Source organism: Robertmurraya sp. FSL W8-0741, assembly GCF_038004005.1.
Lineage (GTDB): Bacteria > Bacillota > Bacilli > Bacillales > Cytobacillaceae > Robertmurraya > Robertmurraya siralis.
Genome location: NZ_JBBOQG010000001.1, coordinates 4,128,681 through 4,150,233, shown reverse-complemented (window position 1 = coordinate 4,150,233; position 21,553 = coordinate 4,128,681). Strand labels below are relative to the sequence as shown.

At 42.6% G+C, this 21,553-nt stretch carries 12 protein-coding genes, 14 tRNA genes and 3 rRNA genes; 25 read left to right on the top strand and 4 right to left on the bottom strand.

Translation table 11 applies throughout. From position 1 onward, the window contains the following. Positions 1 to 12: 12 nt before the first annotated feature. The 3 genes from NST02_RS20240 to NST02_RS20230 all read right to left on the bottom strand — a co-directional run bounded on the left by NST02_RS20240 (position 13) and on the right by NST02_RS20230 (position 7,063). Positions 13 to 4,485, bottom strand: a complete 4,473-nt coding sequence (locus NST02_RS20240; protein WP_340949670.1) for a glutamate synthase-related protein — start codon at positions 4,483 to 4,485, stop codon at positions 13 to 15. A 510-nt stretch (positions 4,486 to 4,995) separates the two neighbouring features. Further along, a complete protein-coding gene (locus NST02_RS20235) occupies positions 4,996 to 6,294 on the bottom strand; it encodes a glutamate-1-semialdehyde 2,1-aminomutase (protein ID WP_340949668.1) in 1,299 nt (432 codons plus the stop codon). Positions 6,295 to 6,583: 289 nt separating this feature from the next. Beyond that, a complete protein-coding gene (locus NST02_RS20230) occupies positions 6,584 to 7,063 on the bottom strand; it encodes a glutathione peroxidase (RefSeq protein WP_212934446.1) in 480 nt (159 codons plus the stop codon). Between the two features lie 321 nt (positions 7,064 to 7,384). On the opposite strand from NST02_RS20230, the gene NST02_RS20225 reads away from it, so the two are divergent. The 5 genes from NST02_RS20225 (at position 7,385) to perR (ending at position 10,999) form a co-directional block, all read left to right on the top strand. Continuing rightward, positions 7,385 to 7,789, top strand: coding sequence for a potassium channel family protein (locus NST02_RS20225; RefSeq protein ID WP_212934447.1), 405 nt, complete (start codon positions 7,385 to 7,387; stop codon positions 7,787 to 7,789). A 66-nt stretch (positions 7,790 to 7,855) separates the two neighbouring features. Continuing rightward, on the top strand, positions 7,856 to 8,323 hold the full coding sequence (bcp, locus tag NST02_RS20220) for a thioredoxin-dependent thiol peroxidase (RefSeq protein WP_212934448.1): 468 nt from the start codon (positions 7,856 to 7,858) through the stop codon (positions 8,321 to 8,323). Between the two features lie 340 nt (positions 8,324 to 8,663). Next, positions 8,664 to 9,176, top strand: a complete 513-nt coding sequence (locus NST02_RS20215) for a hypothetical protein (protein ID WP_340949667.1) — start codon at positions 8,664 to 8,666, stop codon at positions 9,174 to 9,176. Positions 9,177 to 9,520: 344 nt separating this feature from the next. Then, positions 9,521 to 10,471 carry a D-2-hydroxyacid dehydrogenase gene (locus NST02_RS20210; protein ID WP_340949665.1) on the top strand — a complete coding sequence of 317 codons (951 nt, stop codon included), beginning with the start codon at positions 9,521 to 9,523 and terminating at the stop codon, positions 10,469 to 10,471. 90 nt (positions 10,472 to 10,561) lie between these two features. Next, positions 10,562 to 10,999 carry a peroxide-responsive transcriptional repressor PerR gene (perR, locus tag NST02_RS20205; protein WP_170943657.1) on the top strand — a complete coding sequence of 146 codons (438 nt, stop codon included), beginning with the start codon at positions 10,562 to 10,564 and terminating at the stop codon, positions 10,997 to 10,999. 193 nt (positions 11,000 to 11,192) lie between these two features. On the opposite strand, the gene NST02_RS20200 is transcribed toward perR, so the two are convergent. Continuing rightward, positions 11,193 to 11,546 (bottom strand): YgzB family protein, encoded by a 354-nt coding sequence (locus NST02_RS20200; RefSeq protein ID WP_095314033.1) that lies wholly within the window; start codon positions 11,544 to 11,546, stop codon positions 11,193 to 11,195. A gap of 152 nt (positions 11,547 to 11,698) precedes the next feature. On the opposite strand from NST02_RS20200, the gene NST02_RS20195 reads away from it, so the two are divergent. The 20 genes from NST02_RS20195 to NST02_RS20100 all read left to right on the top strand — a co-directional run bounded on the left by NST02_RS20195 (position 11,699) and on the right by NST02_RS20100 (position 21,284). After that, on the top strand, positions 11,699 to 12,574 hold the full coding sequence (locus NST02_RS20195; protein WP_340950034.1) for a nucleotidyltransferase-like protein: 876 nt from the start codon (positions 11,699 to 11,701) through the stop codon (positions 12,572 to 12,574). A 314-nt stretch (positions 12,575 to 12,888) separates the two neighbouring features. Next, a 16S ribosomal RNA gene (locus tag NST02_RS20190) occupies positions 12,889 to 14,492 on the top strand. A 414-nt stretch (positions 14,493 to 14,906) separates the two neighbouring features. Then, positions 14,907 to 17,861 (top strand): 23S ribosomal RNA (locus NST02_RS20185). 195 nt (positions 17,862 to 18,056) lie between these two features. After that, positions 18,057 to 18,173: ribosomal RNA gene (rrf, locus tag NST02_RS20180) — 5S ribosomal RNA — on the top strand. Together the 16S, 23S and 5S rRNA genes with 14 tRNA genes alongside form the textbook arrangement of a ribosomal RNA operon. Positions 18,174 to 18,340: 167 nt before the next feature. Further along, positions 18,341 to 18,415, top strand: a tRNA-Asn gene (locus NST02_RS20175). A gap of 3 nt (positions 18,416 to 18,418) precedes the next feature. After that, positions 18,419 to 18,511 (top strand) — tRNA-Ser (locus tag NST02_RS20170). A gap of 11 nt (positions 18,512 to 18,522) precedes the next feature. Then, positions 18,523 to 18,594: transfer RNA gene (locus NST02_RS20165), tRNA-Glu, on the top strand. 29 nt (positions 18,595 to 18,623) lie between these two features. After that, positions 18,624 to 18,699: transfer RNA gene (locus NST02_RS20160), tRNA-Val, on the top strand. Positions 18,700 to 18,759: 60 nt separating this feature from the next. Next, positions 18,760 to 18,833: transfer RNA gene (locus tag NST02_RS20155), tRNA-Met, on the top strand. A gap of 33 nt (positions 18,834 to 18,866) precedes the next feature. Then, positions 18,867 to 18,943 (top strand) — tRNA-Asp (locus tag NST02_RS20150). 163 nt (positions 18,944 to 19,106) lie between these two features. Continuing rightward, positions 19,107 to 19,182 (top strand) — tRNA-Phe (locus NST02_RS20145). Positions 19,183 to 19,242: 60 nt separating this feature from the next. Next, positions 19,243 to 19,326, top strand: a tRNA-Tyr gene (locus NST02_RS20140). Positions 19,327 to 19,438: 112 nt separating this feature from the next. Beyond that, positions 19,439 to 19,512: transfer RNA gene (locus tag NST02_RS20135), tRNA-Trp, on the top strand. A gap of 11 nt (positions 19,513 to 19,523) precedes the next feature. Continuing rightward, positions 19,524 to 19,599: transfer RNA gene (locus tag NST02_RS20130), tRNA-His, on the top strand. A 34-nt stretch (positions 19,600 to 19,633) separates the two neighbouring features. Next, a tRNA-Gln gene (locus tag NST02_RS20125) sits at positions 19,634 to 19,708 on the top strand. Between the two features lie 3 nt (positions 19,709 to 19,711). Next, positions 19,712 to 19,786: transfer RNA gene (locus tag NST02_RS20120), tRNA-Gly, on the top strand. A 9-nt stretch (positions 19,787 to 19,795) separates the two neighbouring features. Next, positions 19,796 to 19,870 (top strand) — tRNA-Cys (locus NST02_RS20115). Between the two features lie 33 nt (positions 19,871 to 19,903). Continuing rightward, a tRNA-Leu gene (locus tag NST02_RS20110) sits at positions 19,904 to 19,992 on the top strand. 145 nt (positions 19,993 to 20,137) lie between these two features. Then, on the top strand, positions 20,138 to 20,707 hold the full coding sequence (locus tag NST02_RS20105; RefSeq protein ID WP_095309162.1) for a GNAT family N-acetyltransferase: 570 nt from the start codon (positions 20,138 to 20,140) through the stop codon (positions 20,705 to 20,707). 19 nt (positions 20,708 to 20,726) lie between these two features. Beyond that, positions 20,727 to 21,284: a GNAT family N-acetyltransferase gene (locus tag NST02_RS20100; RefSeq protein WP_095309413.1), complete on the top strand. Its 558-nt coding sequence runs from the start codon at positions 20,727 to 20,729 to the stop codon at positions 21,282 to 21,284. Positions 21,285 to 21,553 lie beyond the last annotated feature (269 nt).

The window sequence follows — 21,553 nt, the reverse complement described above, 5'->3', positions numbered from 1 at the left end:
GGGCGCCTAACATCATTCAGTTGAAACAGATGGATCTGCTTGTTCTTTTACTGGTACTACTTGAACGAAATGTTCTTCAGGGTCTTGAAGGAGAAGGGTTAGTTTGTTTGCTTCTTCGTCTTGACCTTGAGCTTTAAGCATATCAATGTACTGGCTAAGAAGTTCAACGACATCAGAAACACCTTTTTCAGATAAAGCTGATACGGTTACTTTCGCCCCTTTGGCGATCCTTCTTTGGATGGCTTCCTTCGTTAAACCCAGCTCAGGCTGATGTCTTAAGTAGACGACACCGCCGGTCATACCAGCACAAATCCATGGACCTGGATCGCCCAGCACTAAGCCGCGACCATTGGTCATGTATTCAAAGGCAAAACCTTTAATGTTCGCTCTTGAACCGATATTGCCATTTTCTTTTGCCGGGATGGCATTCTTTACTTGGCCACCGATAATCATATCAGCGCCAGATAAGCGAATACCTGCGCGTGCATCGGCATTGCCCTGAGCAACGAGCAAGCCTTGCTGCGCTCCATAACCGAAGCCTTTTCCGACCGAACCGTTGTAATATTGTCCGTTTTTCCCCTTTGATTTAAAGATGAGGATTTGGCCGCCAAAGGATGTCTTACCAGTTCCGTCTTGGGAACCACCTGATACTTCAATTTTAATGCCTTCACTGTTGTATGCTCCGAGTCCATTACCTGGAATGGAACCGTTCTTGTACTTGAGCTCAACAGCAGGAAGAGCTTTATAGGAGCCATCTAAACGGCCGCGAACACGGTGGCAAGAAACGCGGCTTCCCAATACGCGCTGCTCCGATGTAATGCTATGATATTCGCGAGATTGCTGGAGCTCGCCAACATTGCTATCTAAAAACTCTGCGCCGACTGCCATTTGAAGCTGGGCGGCTTCCGTTGCGGCAGCTGCTTCTTTTTGCCCAAATTGCCCAATATCAAGTGTTTTTAACAAGTAAGTTAAATCTAATTGCTCAGTGCCTTTCGCTTGTTGCAGAAGGTCGGAGCGACCGACGATGTCCTGAAGATTTTTAAAGCCTAATGACGCTGTGAGCTCCTTTAGCTCATTTCCAAAAGCAGTGAAAAGGTTGATAATTCCTTGAACAGCCAGGTCAAACTGTCTTGGAACAAATCTTCTTAAACCATGATCCTTCGCCTGCGCTTCAGATTCGATTTGTGTAGCAATTCCAACATGACAAGTATCTAAGTGACAGCCGCGGCAAGTTGTACAGCCGATGGCAATCATTGATAAAGTACCGAATCCGACACGATTAGCTCCAAGAAGCATGACTTTAATGACATCTTTGGCGCTCTTAATACCGCCATCTGCCCAAAGCTCTACTTGGTCACGGATTCCAGCTTCCAACAAGGCATTATGAGCTGCTTTAACACCGATTTCAACTGGAAGACCGACGTATTGAAGAGCGTGGATTCTTGCAGCACCAGTACCACCATCGAATCCGCTTAATGTGATAATATCGGCGCCGGCTTTGGCAATTCCAACAGCAATTGTGCCGATGTTTGGAACGACCGGAACTTTGACAGAAACTTTCGCCTTGTCGTTTGCGGTTTTAAGCTCATGAATCATTTGTGCTAAATCTTCAATCGAGTAGATATCATGGTTGTTAGACGGTGATATCAAATCAGAACCTATTGTCGCATTTCTAGCTTCGGCAATTTTTTCTGTTACCTTTGAGCCAGGTAAATGTCCACCTTCACCAGGTTTTGCTCCTTGCCCAATTTTAATTTCAAGGAGGTTTGAAGAGTTTAGTAGCTCAGCATTGACACCAAAACGACCTGAGGCAACTTGCTGACCGCGCGTTTTTGGATATTTGCCTAGCATATCCTTGATTTCCCCACCTTCACCGTTAAGGCTTACCATATTTAATCGGTCTGCACCTTCAGCATAAGCACGGAAGGCAATTTCATTCTGAGATCCGAAAGACATAGAGGAAATCACAAATGGTAAACTATGCTCGCCGACACTAATGTCAACATCACTTGCAGAAATATCTGAAGCAGAAGTTTTCAAATCTGTTAAATGACGGATCGTTGTTGGATTCTGTTCTTCCTGCTCGCTGATTTTTTCCTTATATGCGCTGTAGTCACCAGTTGATGCCACATCACCGATAGCTTTCCAAATACGAGGGAAGAGGTTGAATGACTTTCCAACACGCTCTTTTTCGTTTTGATAATCTGCCGCTCTTTCAAGGGCATCATTTTTCATGGTCTCAAAATTATAGGCGAGGTCACGAGAACCGAAAAAGTTAACGATGTTAAGGACGTCAGCAACTTCTTCATTTAAACCAATTGCCGAAAATAATCTTCCATAGCCTCGAAGCTCATGAATACCGATCGTAGAGATGACTTTTTCCAAACCTTTCGTAAGGGCAGAGTGAAGATTAACGATAGGCTTAATAGACTCATCAAACACGGTCATAAACATATAGTAAGGACTGATTAAGTCAGATCCTAATCCGAAGGCAACAATAATATCGTGTAAAGAGCGAATCGAAGCAGAGCGTAATAGAATGGAGCAATTTCTTCGCAGTTCCTCTTTCACAAGTGCTTGATCGACGGCTGATGTAACAAGATGTGGATCAAGCCATAATGAATCATTTATATGAGCCTGACTGTCGTCAAGCACAATTAGTGTTTTGCCATCCTTTACCGCAGCTACAGCTTCTGCTTGAAGGCGAGTTAATGCCGCCTCAACCGTTTCATCCTTATGCATGGTCATAGATAAGTAGGAAATGAGATTTCCCCTTTGGAATAAAGCTGCTACTTGATCATAGCTAGGTTGATTTAATTCCAATGAACATTCGTAGCCAGCCGCACCTTCAATAAGCAATGGCGAAGGCAATTCTACAAGTGTACCTGGCAATTTTTTTGCAAAAAGGGAAGGCCGCTCGCCAATAATCGTTCTTGTTGAAAAATGCTCAGATTCCCGATCTCGGTCAATTGCGGGGTTCGTTACAACAGCTACACTTTCTTTAATAAAATCAGCGACGTTTTTACGATTCGGATTGATTGCTGCTAATGGTGAATCATGTCCGAGTGAACGAATCGGTTCGACACCTTTTTCAGCCATTTGTTCAATCAGTTGAATATGATCCCTTTCCCAGCCGAATGCTTTATATTGACCGTTATGAATCTTCGTTGGATAGGTTACGCTCACGGTTTTTTCAAGTTTTGGAACAGAAAGGCGCTTTCTTGCATCAGTGATGTTCGCTCTTGTTGAAAATCTCTCGTAAACAGTAGCTTGATATTGATCGTGTTCATAGACTTTTAATACATCGCCATCCCACTTCAGTCCAACCTTTTCCCCTGGTGCAAGCGGCTTTGGTTCATTTACATATTCACTTGAAGGAATAATTCCTGGCTCAGATGAGAACAGATAGGAGCTTTCTGTCTCAAGCATCCAAAGCGGGCGCAAACCTAATGCATCGACACTGAAGACAGCTTCGTCACCAAAGCGGGAGATAATGCCTGCCGGACCTTGGGCGAAATGTCCCCATGCTTCACGCATGTAACTATATAAATCTTGAAGATGCTTTGGATATGCTTTAATCTCGTTAATAATTGGTGGAAAAAGTAAATCCAATGCTTCAAATAAAGAGTAGCCGTCACGACAAATAAGCGTCTCAATCGTTCTACTTAAATCTTGTGAATCACTGCCATCCTTAACAAGAGGAACACCGATCATTTTCGCTTCATCACGAAGTTTGGCAATGGTATTAATTTCACCGTTGTGACCAAGAACACTAAAAGGTTGAACACGGTTAAAGCTGGACAATGTGTTCGTAGAGTAGCGATTATGCCCTAATGTCATTGTTGAAGCAACGAGTGGGTTTGCTAGATCGCTGTAATATTTTGGCAAAATATCACCGGCGCCCATTACTTTATAAACGGCATGATATTGACTTAATGAAGCAACATGGATGTTATCGTCCTTTTCTATTTCTACAGTTAGCTCAAATAATTTTTTTGAAAGCTCTTGGCCGGTTACATTACTCTTGAGAGCTACCTGCCAAAATACAGGATTTTCTTGGATTGCAATGGGTCCTAAAGCGGAAGAATTACTTTCTTCAGTTGACTCAAATAAAATTTCCAATTGAGCGTTTTCCAGTTTTGAAATCAATGCTTTTTTTAGAGCTTGCGGCTGTTCTTTTCTATTAATAAAGATATGACCGACTACAAATCCAGCTTGGTCAACAACTTCTGTGTTTTGACCAGCCTTTTCTAATTTTTCTTTCCAAAGTGTGCGTGGAATGTCGATGTGAATTCCTACCCCATCACCTTCGCCATTAATGAAACCAGCACGGTGATTCATTGTCACGAGGGCATTAATGCAATTAAATATATTTTCACGGGTAGGGGTATTGTTTTTTTCCATTGAGGCCACAATTCCGCAAGCATCATGTTCTTGGCGGTAAAATTCATTAAATTGTGAGGGGCTCCATTGTTGATTTGTCATAACTTAGGCTTTAAATAGGCTCTGCCTTAAAGCCGTTCACCTCCTAAAATTTCATAAGTAGATTGACGATCTGGACAAGCGCAGCGATTGGCATCTTATGTATGCGACATACGTTTCACCAATCTGGAAAATATCAGTCAATCCATTGGCTTTAATATTGTGGAAAATTGAAGGTAGCTTCCCTATCATTCTAGAATAATAGAAGATAAAGTCGGCTTTATAGCAAACTATTGGGGAAGAGCTCGAAAGATGAAACTCTCTCTTAATTATTGTGAGATTATTTGACAAAAAATAACCACACTTAAAGAAGCCAAATAGTAATACCAGTGTATCATAAGAATTTTCAGAAATCAATTATTTATACATAATCATGGATATGTTTTTTGAAATAAATGGGAAGAAATTACCACAAAACCTTATAATGTAACCGTTTACAATGAATATGATATATAAAAAAGGAGCCTTTTTGGGCTCCTTGATGCATAAAATATGAATATTTATGCTCGTTTTTTAAGCGTCGGCAGACAGCTTCTGAAAAGCTTGATCGACGGCGTGGAGGGTAGCTTCAATATCTTCTGCTGTATGGGCAATCGTGACGAACCATGCTTCATATTTGGATGGTGCAAGATTAATGCCTTGCTGAAGCATGAGTTTAAAGAACTTGGCAAACATTTCACCATCTGTATTTTCAGCTTGCTCATAGTTTTCTACTTTCATATCTGTAAAGTATACTGTTAGAGCGCCTTTTAGGCGATTTATCGTTATCGGAATTCGGTGTTCTTGTGCCGATTTTGCAATTCCTTCTTCAAGCATGGCACCAAGCCTGTCCAAATATTCGTATACGCCGTCCTGTTTTAAAACTTCCAGGCAAGCGATGCCAGATAAGATCGAGGCGGGGTTTCCAGCCATAGTTCCTGCTTGATAGGCTGGACCAAGGGGAGCTACACTTTCCATAATTTCTTTCTTTCCGCCATAGGCACCGATTGGAAGTCCACCGCCGATAATTTTTCCCATCGCTGTTAAATCAGGCTGAATTCCCAACATATCCTGGGCTCCTCCATACATAAAGCGGAAAGCAGTAATCACTTCATCGTAAATCACAAGGGCGCCGGCAGCATGGGCAAGGTCATTCACTTGTTGCAAAAATCCATCTTTCGGCTCGACAATTCCGAAATTGCCAACAATTGGCTCAACGAGAACCCCGGCAATTTGGTCTCCCCATTTATTCAATGCTTCTTTAAATGGTTCGATATTATTGAAAGGAACGGTTATCACTTCCTGTGCGATGCTTTGCGGGACGCCGGCAGAATCTGGTGTTCCAAGTGTTGAAGGCCCAGAACCTGCTGCGACAAGAACAAGATCGGAATGTCCATGATAGCATCCAGCGAATTTAATGATTTTATCTCTGCCTGTATAGGCACGGGCAACACGGATCGTTGTCATAACCGCTTCGGTGCCAGAATTAACAAATCGAACGTTTTCAAGATTAGGCATTGCTTCACGAAGCATTTTGGCAAACTTGACTTCGTGTGGTGTGGGTGTTCCGTATAACACACCCGTTTCGGCTGCTCTTTTAATCGCTTCTGTTATATGTGGATGAGCATGACCTGTAATAATTGGACCGTATGCAGCTAAATAGTCGATATATTGATTGCCGTCGACATCCCAAAAATAGGCGCCGCTGGCCCGTTCCATTGCGACTGGAGAACCGCCGCCAACCGCTTTGTAGGAGCGGGAAGGGCTATTAACTCCACCAACTATGTATTCCAACGCTTCTTCATGAAGGCGTTCTGAATTTGTAAACTTCATAAAAATCCTCCTAAACCTTTCATTAAAACTACCTATATATTTTAGCACTTGAGTTGCTATTAATGGAAGCGAGCGAAAAAGTTTGCCAGCCTTTTTTATTTTTAGATAGGGGTGTGATAGAAAATGTTGATTTCTGTTTTGAGTACCAAGGAGTGAACTTCCACTTCAAAATCCTCCGAAATCCAAAAGCTCCCCCTAAGGCAGATGGATTGCTTGCCTTAGGAGGAGCTTTATGCCTGTTTCCAACCTTTTAACCTCACAGGTCGCTTGCTAGGCAGTCTTCGAACAATTAAGCGAACAGCTTTACTATATCTTTTTCAATTTGGGATGGCTCAGTTGTAGGAGCGTAGCGCTCAACGACGTGACCAGTTTGATCGACGAGAAATTTAGTGAAATTCCATTTAATATTCCTCGAAAGCACTCCCTTTTTCTCTTCTTTTAAAAATGTGAAAAGAGGGTCAGCATTTTCGCCATTGACATCGATTTTTGCGAACATTGGGAAGGTGACGCCATAATTTTTTTGGCAAAATTGAAGGGTTTCATCGATCTGAGCAAATTCTTGATTGTTAAATTGATCGCAAGGGAAGCCCAGTATCACGAAGTCTCGGTCGGCGAATTTATCGTATAGCTCTTGAAGCCCTTTAAATTGGGGAGTTAATCCACATTTACTTGCAGTATTCACGATGAGTAAAACTTTGCCTGAGTAGTCTTTTAAGGACTTTTCCGTTCCATCTGTCATTTTGACATTAAAATCATATACTGTTTTCATTTTAAACCTCCCACAAATTTCTTATTTTCATTTTAACACGATTGCTAGTCTTTTGCGTAAAATTGGAATCGGTTCGTTAGAAGCAGCATTCCTTTATTTGCGGTGTTAAGACAAGCTGTTCTATAAAACAGTGATTTGACGTATATATGAAAGAAACAAGCTTTATCTTTTGCAAAGGCAAACGATTTTTGGCTCACCTCGTGAGAAACGACGGTTCACACGTCTTTTAGTTAGCCTGAAAAATGAAGCGATGAGAAAAAGAGCTAATAATCAACACTGACCAATAATTAAAATCTTGCAAGATAAGAGGGGGCGGGATGGTTGATCTTTTATATATCGATTTTGATCATTGTCATCTGTGTTGTCAGCAGTATCCGACTTCTGTTTACCCCCTATAAAATAAAGGGAAAACGGGTGTCTCTTGAGAATTTTTTATTCTTGGGGGCCATATATGCTACCGTTATGATTAGCTTTGGACTTTTATATGTTTTGTTAGAATTACATGATTTTGCTGTCTTGGATGATGGCTATATTCCTGTAGCCAATCGTTTTTTAACGCGCTTAGAAACGGGTCTTTACTTTAGCGCGATTACATTATTTTCCGTGGGCTACGGCGATATTGCACCGATTGGAGTTGGCAGAATTATTGCTGTCATCGAAGCGTTAATCGGCTATACGATTCCTGCTGCATTTGTTGCCAGAACAGTGCTTGATATGGATAAATAGTCTAATGCTTGTCTTTGTTCCGTGGATTCGTTACCCTAATGGTAGTAATGAAACGGAGGGATCGTTATGTCTATTGAACAAGGTCAATTAGCACCAGATTTTCAATTACCTGCAAGTGATGGTAGTACGGTTAAGCTTTCGGATTATCGAGGAAAAAATGTTGTTTTATACTTTTACCCGAAGGATATGACTCCAGGTTGTACGACTGAGGCGTGTGATTTCCGCGATCACCACCAAAATTTTGCGGATGTCGATGCGGTCATCTTAGGAATAAGTCCTGATCCAATCGAACGGCATGAGAAATTTATTGAAAAGCATGGACTTCCTTTTCTTCTGTTGGCAGATGTAGAACATGAAGTTGCTGAAAAATACGGGGTGTGGAAACTAAAAAAGAATTTTGGCAAAGAATATATGGGGATTGAGCGATCCACTTTTATTATTGACAAAGAGGGAAAAATTGCTAAAGCATGGTTGAAGGTTAAAGTTAAAGGGCATGTGGAGGAAACATTACAATTTGTGGAAGAAAATCTATAAATAAGTTATGGATCAGACTAAAGGATTCATAGTATGATTTCAATATAATGCATGCAGCATTTAAATCATTTACTTGAATATTGGTCATGAATCCTCGAAAAGAGGATGTACTTGATTGGCTGCCAAATAGGTTGGGGCCAATTTTTTTATTTTTTTTTGAAAAAAAATGAAGTAATAACCGTTGCAAATACGTCTAATACTTATAAGATTGGAAAAAAGATGTCATAGAAAATGCAACCCAATAACAAAACTTAGTCAAAGTAGGTGATGGATTTTGACAGAAAAAGAGATTTATATACTTCTTACAGATACAGGCACTTGGTTTTCGAGGATGATTAAAATGTATACTAGATTTCCGTATAATCATGTTTCCATTGCCTTAGATCAAGGGTTGCAGAATATTTATAGCTTTGGGAGAAAGGTTTATACCAATCCGTTTTCAGGTGGTTTCGTAAAAGAACGTATGGATCAAGGCGTGTTTTTTCATAAAAAAGAAACGAAATGTGTGGTATATAAATTAACGGTCAATGAAGAGCAATTTAATGAGATTATCCAAATAATTTATCAATTTGAACGATTCTCAGCAAATTATCGATACAATTTATTGGGGATTTTCGCGATTGCACTTAATATGAAATTAAAACGAGACAATGCCTTTACCTGCTCACAATTTGTCGCAACCGTTTTGGGAATGAGTGGTTTGAAGCTGATGAAAAAAAGTCCTGAACTCATGAGACCGGATGATTTTGCTCTTATTCCAACATTAGAATTAATATATGAAGGAAAACTTCATGAATATCAAAATTATATTCAACCAGCTCCTTTCCCAGTAAGAAATGTTATCGGTGTTTAATGAACTTATATCTTTATCATTTAATTTCAGGCTGCTTCCTTTGGGGCGGCTTTTCTTAAGTATAGGTGAATAAATTTGTGCGGAACAGGGCAAGCAGTTCCTTGAGAAAAAGTCAGGATATGCCATTTATAACGTAAAGAGTTGCTCGTAAAATTTATTTTTACAGTCTGTGCGGGTGTCCACGCATCTATTGAAGTGCTGAATATGATTGTATTAGGGCATACCTCCTCAGACAAATGTTTTATTTGACAGGTCACTTCGTTGGCCTGCTTTTTTTGTATATTTATCGACCATGATATTGTTAAAAAAGATTATAATAGAAGAAAAAAGAGGAGAGTGATCGAGTGAAGGTAGTATCATCTATTTTACCTGACGAATCGATTCAAGAAATGATCCGTGCCAAGTTTCCAAACGTTCAATTTGAATTTTATAAAGGGATGAAACATGCTCAAACGAGCTTTCAAGATGCAGAAATCTTCATTACTTATGGCGAAGACTTGACTGAAGAGGATATTACGAAGGCTCAGAATTTAAACTGGATTATGGTCATGTCCGCAGGCCTTGATAAAATGCCGCTGGCGGCTTGCCATAAAAAGGGGATTATCATCACGAACGCGCGCGGAGTACATAAGATACCGATGGCAGAGTATACGCTGGGAATGATGCTTCAATATGTAAAACAAGCTAGAGTATTGTGGAGCAACGAACAAGAAGAAAAATGGGAACGCCGCGTTCCGATGGAAGAGCTTTGTGGAAAAACGATTCTTATTTTAGGAGTAGGTGCGATTGGAGGAGAGATCGCGCGTCTTGCTAAAGCATTCAGAATGAATACAATCGGTGTAAATCGTACGGGAAATCCGGTTGAATTTGTAGATGAATTGTGTCAATTAGATGACATCTCTACAGTAGTGGGAAAAGCGGACTTCATTGTTTCTGTATTGCCAAGTACACCGGAAACCACTCATTTACTAACATATGAGCACTTTAAGCTGATGAAAAATACGTCTGTCTTTATCAATATTGGGCGTGGTGACTTGGTTGAAGAAGACACTCTTTTTGAGGTTATGAAGAATAAAGAGATCGCCCACTTATTTTTAGATGTATTTGCAGTCGAACCTTTGCCAGAGGGACATCCGTTTTGGCAAATGGAACAAGTAACCGTTACACCGCATCTTTCGAGCCTGACAAAGAATTATTTACCAAGATCATTTGAAATATTTGAAAAAAACTTACATACATATAATAATAAAGGTAATAACATGATAAATCAGATTGATTTAACGCGAGGGTATTAGTAGATATATTGACAAATAGGGAACTTTACGAGTACACTAATTATAAATATTATAAAGTAAGAATTTATACTAGAAAAGAGGTGCATGGCGGTGTCACATAGTGAATTAAAAGAAGCACTTGATACCTTAAAAGGAACTGGGGTTAGAATAACTCCACAACGTCATGCGATACTTGAGTATTTAATAAACTCAATGTCACATCCTACAGCTGATGATATTTATAAAGCATTGGAAGGCAAGTTTCCAAATATGAGTGTGGCAACGGTTTACAACAATCTAAGAGTATTTCGTGAGGTTGGTCTTGTAAAAGAATTAACCTATGGGGATGCATCTAGCCGCTTTGATTTTATTACAACTAATCATTATCATGTTATTTGTGAAGCTTGTGGGAAAATTGTCGACTTCCATTATCCAGGTTTGGATGAGGTTGAACATCTTGCTTCACACGTAACGGGCTTCAAGGTCAGTCATCATCGGATGGAAGTATACGGTACCTGTCCTGACTGTTCAGCCAAAGAAGCTCATTAACTGATAGTACTTGCTATCAGTTATTTTTTTTGTTCTATTCGTGCAAAATTCAAGTTATAGAGGACGTTCAAAAATGAAAAAACTCGGCAATTTCGCCGAGTTGGTAGTGGACTATGTAAAGATGTGATGAATTAGCATTCATAGCTTGTTATCCTTCTCCGGTACCCATTAGCTCTTTAAAGAGTTTCATTTTTTAGGAGTCTGCTTTTTTGCTGTTATATTTCTCATTAAATTCTAAACCTTCAAGGTTAGGATCAAGAGTGAGCGGTTCATTGCAATGCATACATATGTCGACTCGACCTAATATCTTTGTTGGTTTTTCACAGTTTGGGCATTTCACTTGAACAGTTTTTGTGGAAAGCATGCCAATCCAAAAATAAACAACTGTACTTGCAATAATAGACAGCAAACCTAAAAACATAAAAATGGACATTAAGATTACAGACTGCCTGAAAAATATCCCGAGATACATGATGAAAAATCCGACAAAAATCAAGCTGAGCGCAAACGTGCGGATTTTATTTATTTTACTTGAATATTTAGCCATTATTGTACCCTCCTAAGACTTAACTATATCACATAAATGAGGGTGAAATAAATGGTTAACAAGCGTTGGTGTCGAAGTTTGTCTAGAAAATTAGCAGGAGATCGTTTAGAATTGTCGAAGATATAGGCTAACAATATAATGGGGGAATGATGATGGAAGACATTCTTCGTCCGATTTATCAGGAAAGGGCAAGTGACCCGAATACTCTTGGAGTATTAACAATAGAAAAAATCCAATATTCAATACCAACAACCGATACGTTTGATACGATTCTTTTAATGATTGTTAAAGAGGCAGACCAGCCTATATTTGTAAAGCACTATTCTTATGAAGGTAAAAAAGCCGCGCTTTATATAGTTACTGAAAAAAAGCTCAATAATTGGATACTATTAGGTTCTAATAAGAGAATATTTGATTGGCTCTATAATGGTAAAATTGTTTTTGACCGAAATGAATATGTTGCAAAATTAAAAGAAGAGATGAAGGAATTTCCGTTCTATGGACGAAAAATCAAAATGGGCTTGGAGTTTGCTAAGCTCATTCGTAGATACATGGATGGGAAAGCATTTTTTGAAAACCACCATTATTTGGATGCGTATAATCATGTCATTCACTCTTTGCACCATTTGGCAAGATTATCGATTATTGAAAATGGATTCCATCCTGAAGTAACAGTTTGGAATCAAGTGAAACAAATGGAGCCTGAGATTTACAAACTTTATGTGGAATTAGTGAATAGTGATGAAACGATGGAAAAACGCTTGGAGCTTCTCTTTCTTGCAAGTGAGTTTCTCATTCATTCACGTACAAAAGTCGGTATTAATCATTTATTAGAGGTTCTGGGTGAACGGGAATTTTGGACTTTTAACGATATGATTCGTCACGAAGAGTTAGTGGAGTATTCAGTTGATTTATCCATTTTACTCGAGTATTTGATTGAAAGAGGGTATATTGATGTTAAAAATGTGGAAACAAAAGGACAGGGTGTTTTTCATCGTTGTTACTTTGTAGCCAAAAAATTATCTTAAAAAAATATAAAAAAGGGTTGCTTTCTTTTAAAATACTTGTTATATTAATATCCGTCGCTGCGAAACGCATTGAAAAATGTTTTTCCTTTGACGGATTGCTTTTAAAAAAAGATGTTGACATCAACATCACTACATGTTATATTAAGAAAGTCGCTTCTGAAGCGGCACTGTGATTGAACTTTTTGTTTTAATCATGATTGCACTTTGAAAACTAAACAAATCATACGTCAACAAATCATAGTGGAGGCTATCTTTCTTTAAGAAGCTGAAACTAGCCAACGTTTATTTTTAAACATAAGAGCTAATCTTACTCTTTATTGGAGAGTTTGATCCTGGCTCAGGACGAACGCTGGCGGCGTGCCTAATACATGCAAGTCGAGCGCTTGCACAAGAAAGCTTGCTTTCTTGTTGCTTGAGCGGCGGACGGGTGAGTAACACGTGGGCAACCTGCCTATAAGACTGGGATAACTTCGGGAAACCGGAGCTAATACCGGATAATGCTTTTGAACACATGTTTGAAAGCTGAAAGATGGTTTCGGCTATCACTTATAGATGGGCCCGCGGCGCATTAGCTAGTTGGTGAGGTAACGGCTCACCAAGGCGACGATGCGTAGCCGACCTGAGAGGGTGATCGGCCACACTGGGACTGAGACACGGCCCAGACTCCTACGGGAGGCAGCAGTAGGGAATCTTCCGCAATGGACGAAAGTCTGACGGAGCAACGCCGCGTGAGTGATGAAGGTTTTCGGATCGTAAAACTCTGTTGTTAGGGAAGAACAAGTACCGGAGTAACTGCCGGTACCTTGACGGTACCTAACCAGAAAGCCACGGCTAACTACGTGCCAGCAGCCGCGGTAATACGTAGGTGGCAAGCGTTGTCCGGAATTATTGGGCGTAAAGCGCGCGCAGGCGGTTCTTTAAGTCTGATGTGAAAGCCCACGGCTCAACCGTGGAGGGTCATTGGAAACTGGGGAACTTGAGTGCAGAAGAGAAGAGCGGAATTCCACGTGTAGCGGTGAAATGCGTAGAGATGTGGAGGAACACCAGTGGCGAAGGCGGCTCTTTGGTCTGTAACTGACGCTGAGGCGCGAAAGCGTGGGGAGCAAACAGGATTAGATACCCTGGTAGTCCACGCCGTAAACGATGAGTGCTAAGTGTTAGAGGGTTTCCGCCCTTTAGTGCTGCAGCAAACGCATTAAGCACTCCGCCTGGGGAGTACGGCCGCAAGGCTGAAACTCAAAGGAATTGACGGGGGCCCGCACAAGCGGTGGAGCATGTGGTTTAATTCGAAGCAACGCGAAGAACCTTACCAGGTCTTGACATCCTCTGCCACCCCTAGAGATAGGGCGTTCCCCTTCGGGGGACGGAGTGACAGGTGGTGCATGGTTGTCGTCAGCTCGTGTCGTGAGATGTTGGGTTAAGTCCCGCAACGAGCGCAACCCTTGATCTTAGTTGCCAGCATTCAGTTGGGCACTCTAAGGTGACTGCCGGTGACAAACCGGAGGAAGGTGGGGATGACGTCAAATCATCATGCCCCTTATGACCTGGGCTACACACGTGCTACAATGGATGGTACAAAGGGCAGCGAAGCCGCGAGGTGGAGCGAATCCCATAAAACCATTCTCAGTTCGGATTGTAGGCTGCAACTCGCCTACATGAAGCCGGAATCGCTAGTAATCGCGGATCAGCATGCCGCGGTGAATACGTTCCCGGGCCTTGTACACACCGCCCGTCACACCACGAGAGTTTGTAACACCCGAAGTCGGTGAGGTAACTGGTGGTTTCACTGAGTATCTGATAAAAGTAGTCGGAAATTCAGTGAAACCACTAGAGCCAGCCGCCTAAGGTGGGACAGATGATTGGGGTGAAGTCGTAACAAGGTAGCCGTATCGGAAGGTGCGGCTGGATCACCTCCTTTCTAAGGAATATTGAGGCTTAGATGTCTCATAAATCGAAAAGTTGATGAAGCTATTTTGCCAAGTCAAAATAGCCGTATGATTTGTTTAGTTTTGAGAGTGCAATCTCTCAAAACCGTAACCTTTTGGTTACCGTTTGTACCTTGAAAACTAGATAATGAAGAAGAACCAAGAAATTACCGAGTAATCGCCATTTTAGTTTTTCTCTCTATTGATTTATTCATAGAGTAAACCGCAAGGGTTTCAAGAGGTTGACGCAGAGATGCGCCGCTTATCGGAAGCCGAAAGTTGAGGGAAATGAGAAGCAAACAGGTCGAGGAATCAAGCGAGGAAGTACCGGAGCGTACGTAGTCTGTACGTGAGAATGCTGACGAGTGAAGATGACGAAGAGATGTGTAGCTGATCATTTACCGAATGGTTAAGTTATAAAGGGCGCACGGTGGATGCCTTGGCACTAGGAGCCGATGAAGGACGGGACTAACACCGATATGCTTCGGGGAGCTGTAAGTAAGCTTTGATCCGGAGATTTCCGAATGGGGAAACCCATCATCCGTAATGGGATGGTATCCATACCTGAATACATAGGGGATGGAAGGCAGACCCGGGGAACTGAAACATCTAAGTACCCGGAGGAAGAGAAAGCAAACGCGATTCCCTGAGTAGCGGCGAGCGAAACGGGATTAGCCCAAACCAAGAGGCTTGCCTCTTGGGGTTGTAGGACACTCTATACGGAGTTACAAAGGAACGGAGTAAACGAACAAGTCTGGAAAGGCTGGTCAGAGAAGGTAACAACCCTGTAGTTGAAACTTCGTTCCCTCTTGAGTGGATCCTGAGTACGGCGGGACACGTGAAATCCCGTCGGAAGCTGGGAGGACCATCTCCCAAGGCTAAATACTCCCTAGTGACCGATAGTGAACCAGTACCGTGAGGGAAAGGTGAAAAGCACCCCGGAAGGGGAGTGAAAGAGAACCTGAAACCGTGTGCCTACAAGTAGTTAGAGCCCTATGCATATTTCCTTTGGAAACATGCTGGGTGATAGCGTGCCTTTTGTAGAATGAACCGGCGAGTTACGATTGCATGCAAGGTTAAGTTGAGAAGACGGAGCCGCAGCGAAAGCGAGTCTGAATAGGGCGTCTTGAGTATGTAGTCGTAGACCCGAAACCAGGTGATCTACCCATGTCCAGGTTGAAGTTCAGGTAACACTGAATGGAGGACCGAACCCACGCACGTTGAAAAGTGCGGGGATGAGGTGTGGGTAGCGGAGAAATTCCAATCGAACTTGGAGATAGCTGGTTCTCTCCGAAATAGCTTTAGGGCTAGCCTCACGAAGAACGAGTCTTGGAGGTAGAGCACTGTTTGGACTAGGGGCCCTCATCGGGTTACCGAATTCAGACAAACTCCGAATGCCAAGTACTTAAACGTGGGAGTCAGACTGCGAGTGATAAGATCCGTAGTCAAAAGGGAAACAGCCCAGACCACCAGCTAAGGTCCCAAAGTATACGTTAAGTGGAAAAGGATGTGGGGTTGCTTAGACAACCAGGATGTTGGCTTAGAAGCAGCCATCATTTAAAGAGTGCGTAATAGCTCACTGGTCGAGTGACCCCGCGCCGAAAATGTACCGGGGCTAAACGTATCACCGAAGCTGTGGGTGTACACCGTAGGTGTACGCGGTAGGAGAGCGTTCTAAGGGCGTTGAAGCTAGACCGGAAGGACTGGTGGAGCGCTTAGAAGTGAGAATGCCGGTATGAGTAGCGAAAGATGGGTGAGAATCCCATCCACCGAATGCCTAAGGTTTCCTGAGGAAGGCTCGTCCGCTCAGGGTTAGTCGGGACCTAAGCCGAGGCCGAAAGGCGTAGGCGATGGACAACAGGTTGATATTCCTGTACCACCTCGTTTTTGTTTGAGCGATGGGGGGACGCAGGAGGATAGGGTAAGCGCACTGCTGGATATGTGCGTCTAAGCAGTTAGAGCGGCAAGTAGGCAAATCCGCTTGCCATACGCTTGAGCTGTGACAGCGAGGGAAATCAAGTACCGAAGTTCCTGATTCCACACTGCCAAGAAAAGCCTCTAGTGAGAAAACAGGTGCCCGTACCGCAAACCGACACAGGTAGGCGAGGAGAGAATCCTAAGGTGAGCGAGAGAACTCTCGTTAAGGAACTCGGCAAAATGACCCCGTAACTTCGGGAGAAGGGGTGCTTTTTAGGGTGCATAGCCCTGAAGAGCCGCAGTGAATAGGCCCAGGCGACTGTTTAGCAAAAACACAGGTCTCTGCGAAGCCGCAAGGCGAAGTATAGGGGCTGACGCCTGCCCGGTGCTGGAAGGTTAAGAGGAGGGGTTAGCTTACGCGAAGCTCTGAATTGAAGCCCCAGTAAACGGCGGCCGTAACTATAACGGTCCTAAGGTAGCGAAATTCCTTGTCGGGTAAGTTCCGACCCGCACGAAAGGCGTAACGATCTGGGCACTGTCTCAACGAGAGACTCGGTGAAATTATAGTACCTGTGAAGATGCAGGTTACCCGCGACAGGACGGAAAGACCCCGTGGAGCTTTACTGTAGCCTGATATTGAATTTTGGTACAGCTTGTACAGGATAGGTAGGAGCCGTGGAAGCCGGAGCGCTAGCTTCGGTGGAGGCGTCGGTGGGATACTACTCTGGCTGTATTGACATTCTAACCCGCACCTCTGATCGAGGTGGGAGACAGTGTCAGGTGGGCAGTTTGACTGGGGCGGTCGCCTCCTAAAGAGTAACGGAGGCGCCCAAAGGTTCCCTCAGAATGGTTGGAAATCATTCGTAGAGTGTAAAGGCACAAGGGAGCTTGACTGCGAGACCTACAAGTCGAGCAGGGACGAAAGTCGGGCTTAGTGATCCGGTGGTTCCGCATGGAAGGGCCATCGCTCAACGGATAAAAGCTACCCCGGGGATAACAGGCTTATCTCCCCCAAGAGTCCACATCGACGGGGAGGTTTGGCACCTCGATGTCGGCTCATCGCATCCTGGGGCTGTAGTCGGTCCCAAGGGTTGGGCTGTTCGCCCATTAAAGCGGTACGCGAGCTGGGTTCAGAACGTCGTGAGACAGTTCGGTCCCTATCCGTCGTGGGCGTAGGAAATTTGAGAGGAGCTGTCCTTAGTACGAGAGGACCGGGATGGACGCACCGCTGGTGTACCAGTTGTTCTGCCAAGAGCATCGCTGGGTAGCTATGTGCGGAAGGGATAAGTGCTGAAAGCATCTAAGCATGAAGCCCCCCTCAAGATGAGATTTCCCATAGCGCAAGCTAGTAAGAACCCTGAAAGATGATCAGGTTGATAGGTCAGAGGTGGAAGCATGGTGACATGTGGAGCTGACTGATACTAATCGTTCGAGGACTTAACCAAATAAAAGTGGAAAAAATCCGCTTGATAAGATTCTCTGTAATTTCTCTTCTTCATCCATTATCTAGTTTTGAAGGTACAAAGCGATTTTGTAATGCAATGATATCTATCAATCGTATTTTTCAGAGTCAAACTAAATTTTCTCTTGAAAAAATACTGTAAATCGGTATAATAGAATATGTCTTAATAAATAATTGGTCCGGTGATAATGGCGAGAAGGTCACACCCGTTCCCATACCGAACACGGAAGTTAAGCTTCTCAGCGCCGATGGTAGTTAGGGGCTGTCCCCTTGTGAGAGTAGGACGTTGCCGGGCGAATATTCTATATATATTTTTTATTCCGCGGTAGCTCAGTGGTAGAGCAACGAGCAAAGCATCCTGAATGTCCTGCGAGTTGTACTCATCGAGCTGCTACTTGAATCAACTTTCTGAGATGAGGACAATCGGGAAGCAATCAAGCTAGAGGAATGAGTTAATAATTTTCCGCGGTAGCTCAGTGGTAGAGCAATCGGCTGTTAACCGATCGGTCGTAGGTTCGAATCCTACCCGCGGAGCCATTAGGAGAGCTGTCCGAGTGGCCGAAGGAGCACGATTGGAAATCGTGTAGGCGGGCAAAACCTGTCTCAAGGGTTCAAATCCCTTGCTCTCCGCCATTATTATATCTGGCCCCTTGGTCAAGCGGTTAAGACACCGCCCTTTCACGGCGGTAACACGGGTTCGAATCCCGTAGGGGTCATTTAAAGTTGCACTTGTTGCAACAGTTCCGGAGGATTAGCTCAGCTGGGAGAGCACCTGCCTTACAAGCAGGGGGTCGGCGGTTCGATCCCGTCATCCTCCACCATTGTTTTTACAGTCATTAAGCTATCTAGTGGCATGTGCTTATCTAGATATATACTATTATCGCGGGGTGGAGCAGTCTGGTAGCTCGTCGGGCTCATAACCCGAAGGTCGCAGGTTCAAATCCTGCCTCCGCAATCGAGTAGTTTCAACAAAGTTGAAAACTACTTTGGTCCGGTAGTTCAGTTGGTTAGAATGCCTGCCTGTCACGCAGGAGGTCGCGGGTTCGAGTCCCGTCCGGACCGCCATTTACTTTTTACATATGTTGGCTCAGTAGCTCAGTCGGTAGAGCACGATGAATAAGCGGCAAGGATAAGCATCCAGCGCACTCATCGAGCATCATCTCGAATTAACTTTCTGAGATGAGGGCGAAGGACAATGACCAACTATATGTAGGACGAATATCATGATGGCTCAGTAGCTCAGTCGGTAGAGCAAAGGACTGAAAATCCTTGTGTCGGCGGTTCGATTCCGTCCTGAGCCACCATTTTTATATCAAAATATGTTATAATTTAATGAACTTTAATGTATAAAATATATATACCTTGGAGGGGTAGCGAAGTGGCTAAACGCGGCGGACTGTAAATCCGCTCCTTCGGGTTCGGCGGTTCGAATCCGTCCCCCTCCACCAACCTTTTCTCAATAGTGAAAATAAGGAACCACTACTTTTTGTAGTAAAAAGAAGCAAAATAGCTATTCATAATTTTCTTCTTAAAGAAACACTCTGAACATATATATAATATAGGGGTATAGTTTAAAGGTAGAACGAAGGTCTCCAAAACCTTTGGTGTGGGTTCGATTCCTACTACCCCTGCCAATTTTATAATGGCGGTCGTGGCGAAGTGGTTAACGCATCGGATTGTGGCTCCGACACTCGTGGGTTCGATTCCCATCGATCGCCCCATTTAAATTTGATTTATTAAACACTGCTTAATCAATGGGCTATAGCCAAGTGGTAAGGCAACGGACTTTGACTCCGTCATTCGTAGGTTCGAATCCTGCTAGCCCAGCCATTTGCGGAAGTAGTTCAGTGGTAGAACACCACCTTGCCAAGGTGGGGGTCGCGGGTTCGAATCCCGTCTTCCGCTCCAATTTAATATGGCGGCATAGCCAAGTGGTAAGGCCAAGGTCTGCAAAACCTTTATTCACCGGTTCGAATCCGGTTGCCGCCTCCATTTTTATAAAATAAAGATGCTAGTTTTGAACTAGCCGGGGTGGCGGAACTGGCAGACGCACAGGACTTAAAATCCTGCGGTAGGTGACTACCGTACCGGTTCGATTCCGGTCCTCGGCACCATTTAATCCAATACATACGATATTTAAAGATTTAATCTTTTGATTAAATCTTTTTTTGATCTAGAAAATGGCTATTGAAAAATTCATATTTCTCTGTTAAATTGTAAGATTATAATTTTAAATTTTTACAGAGAGAAGTGAATGGAATGGTTATTGGGGATATTTATAAAAATTTGCCGACGCTTGAAACAGAACGACTACTTCTTCGTAAAGTTACATTAGCAGATACGGCAGCGATGTTTTCATATGCGAGTAATGAAGACGTTGCAAAGTATGTAACCTGGGATGTACATAGAAGTATGTCTGATACCGAGAGATTTATTAACTTTGTCCTTAATCGATATAATAATGAGGACATTGCTCCGTGGGGAATAGAAGATAAAGAAACGGGTTCTTTTATCGGCACCGTTGATTTTGTTTCTTGGAGTACGAATCATCACAATGCAGAAATTGGCTATGTGATTGCACCAGAGTATTGGGGGAAAGGAATTACGACAGAAGCAGCAAGAGCAATCATTAGATTTGGCTTTGAACAGATGGAGCTCATGCGCATTCAAGCAAGATGCTTTGTTGAGAATATAGCGTCGCAAAGAGTGATGGAGAAGGCAGGAATGACTTTTGAAGGAATTAATAGAAAAAGCATGTATATAAAAGGGCAATATTGGGATTTAAAGGTATATGCCATTTTAAAGGAAGAGTTTGATTTGTTTTATTAATGGGGAGCTAGGTGATGAAGTGAGTTATCAGGATAATGATTTAATAATTAGACCAATTACAAATGATGATTTAAGTAGGTTGTGGGAATTAATCTATAAAGAGGATTCTCCCGAGTGGAAAAAATGGGATGCTCCGTACTATGAACATAAAAGTATTTCATATGAGGAATTTTTACGTCAGAAGGATGATTATGTCGATAATGAACGGCGTTGGGCGATTGAAGTGAAGGGATTGGTTATCGGAACGGTCGGTTATTATTGGGAGCATAAGCCCTCGCTTTGGCTTGAAATGGGGATTGTGATCTATGATCCGCATTATTGGAATGGAGGCTATGGAAAGAAAGTGATTAAACTTTGGATTAATCATTTATTTCTTACTTTGCCATTAGTTCGTGTTGGCTATACAACCTGGTCAGGGAATATGAGAATGATTAAAGTTGGAGAAGGTCTTGGCATGAAAGAGGAAGCGAGGCTCAGGAAGGTTCGTTATTATAATGGCAAATATTATGATTCCGTCCGTATGGGACTGCTTCGAGAGGAATGGGAGAATAATCATATTTTTCACGAAGAAGTATGAATAAAAAGAATGATCCCATATTTGTTTAAGGAGCGTACATAAATTTATCAAGGAAAGTAGTTTATGAAAGCATTCATAAAAATGGGCAACTCGATTGTAGGGTATGAAATATGCTATTTTAACTGCTAAAAAGAATTCTTAGAAAAAATGAAAACGTTTTCTTATAGGTATTCTGTTTATAAATACTTAATCCAAACAAATTATTTAGCATCATATACGAGAAACACAAGATTTTACGCAGAAAAAGAGTAGCTCAATATTTATGAGCT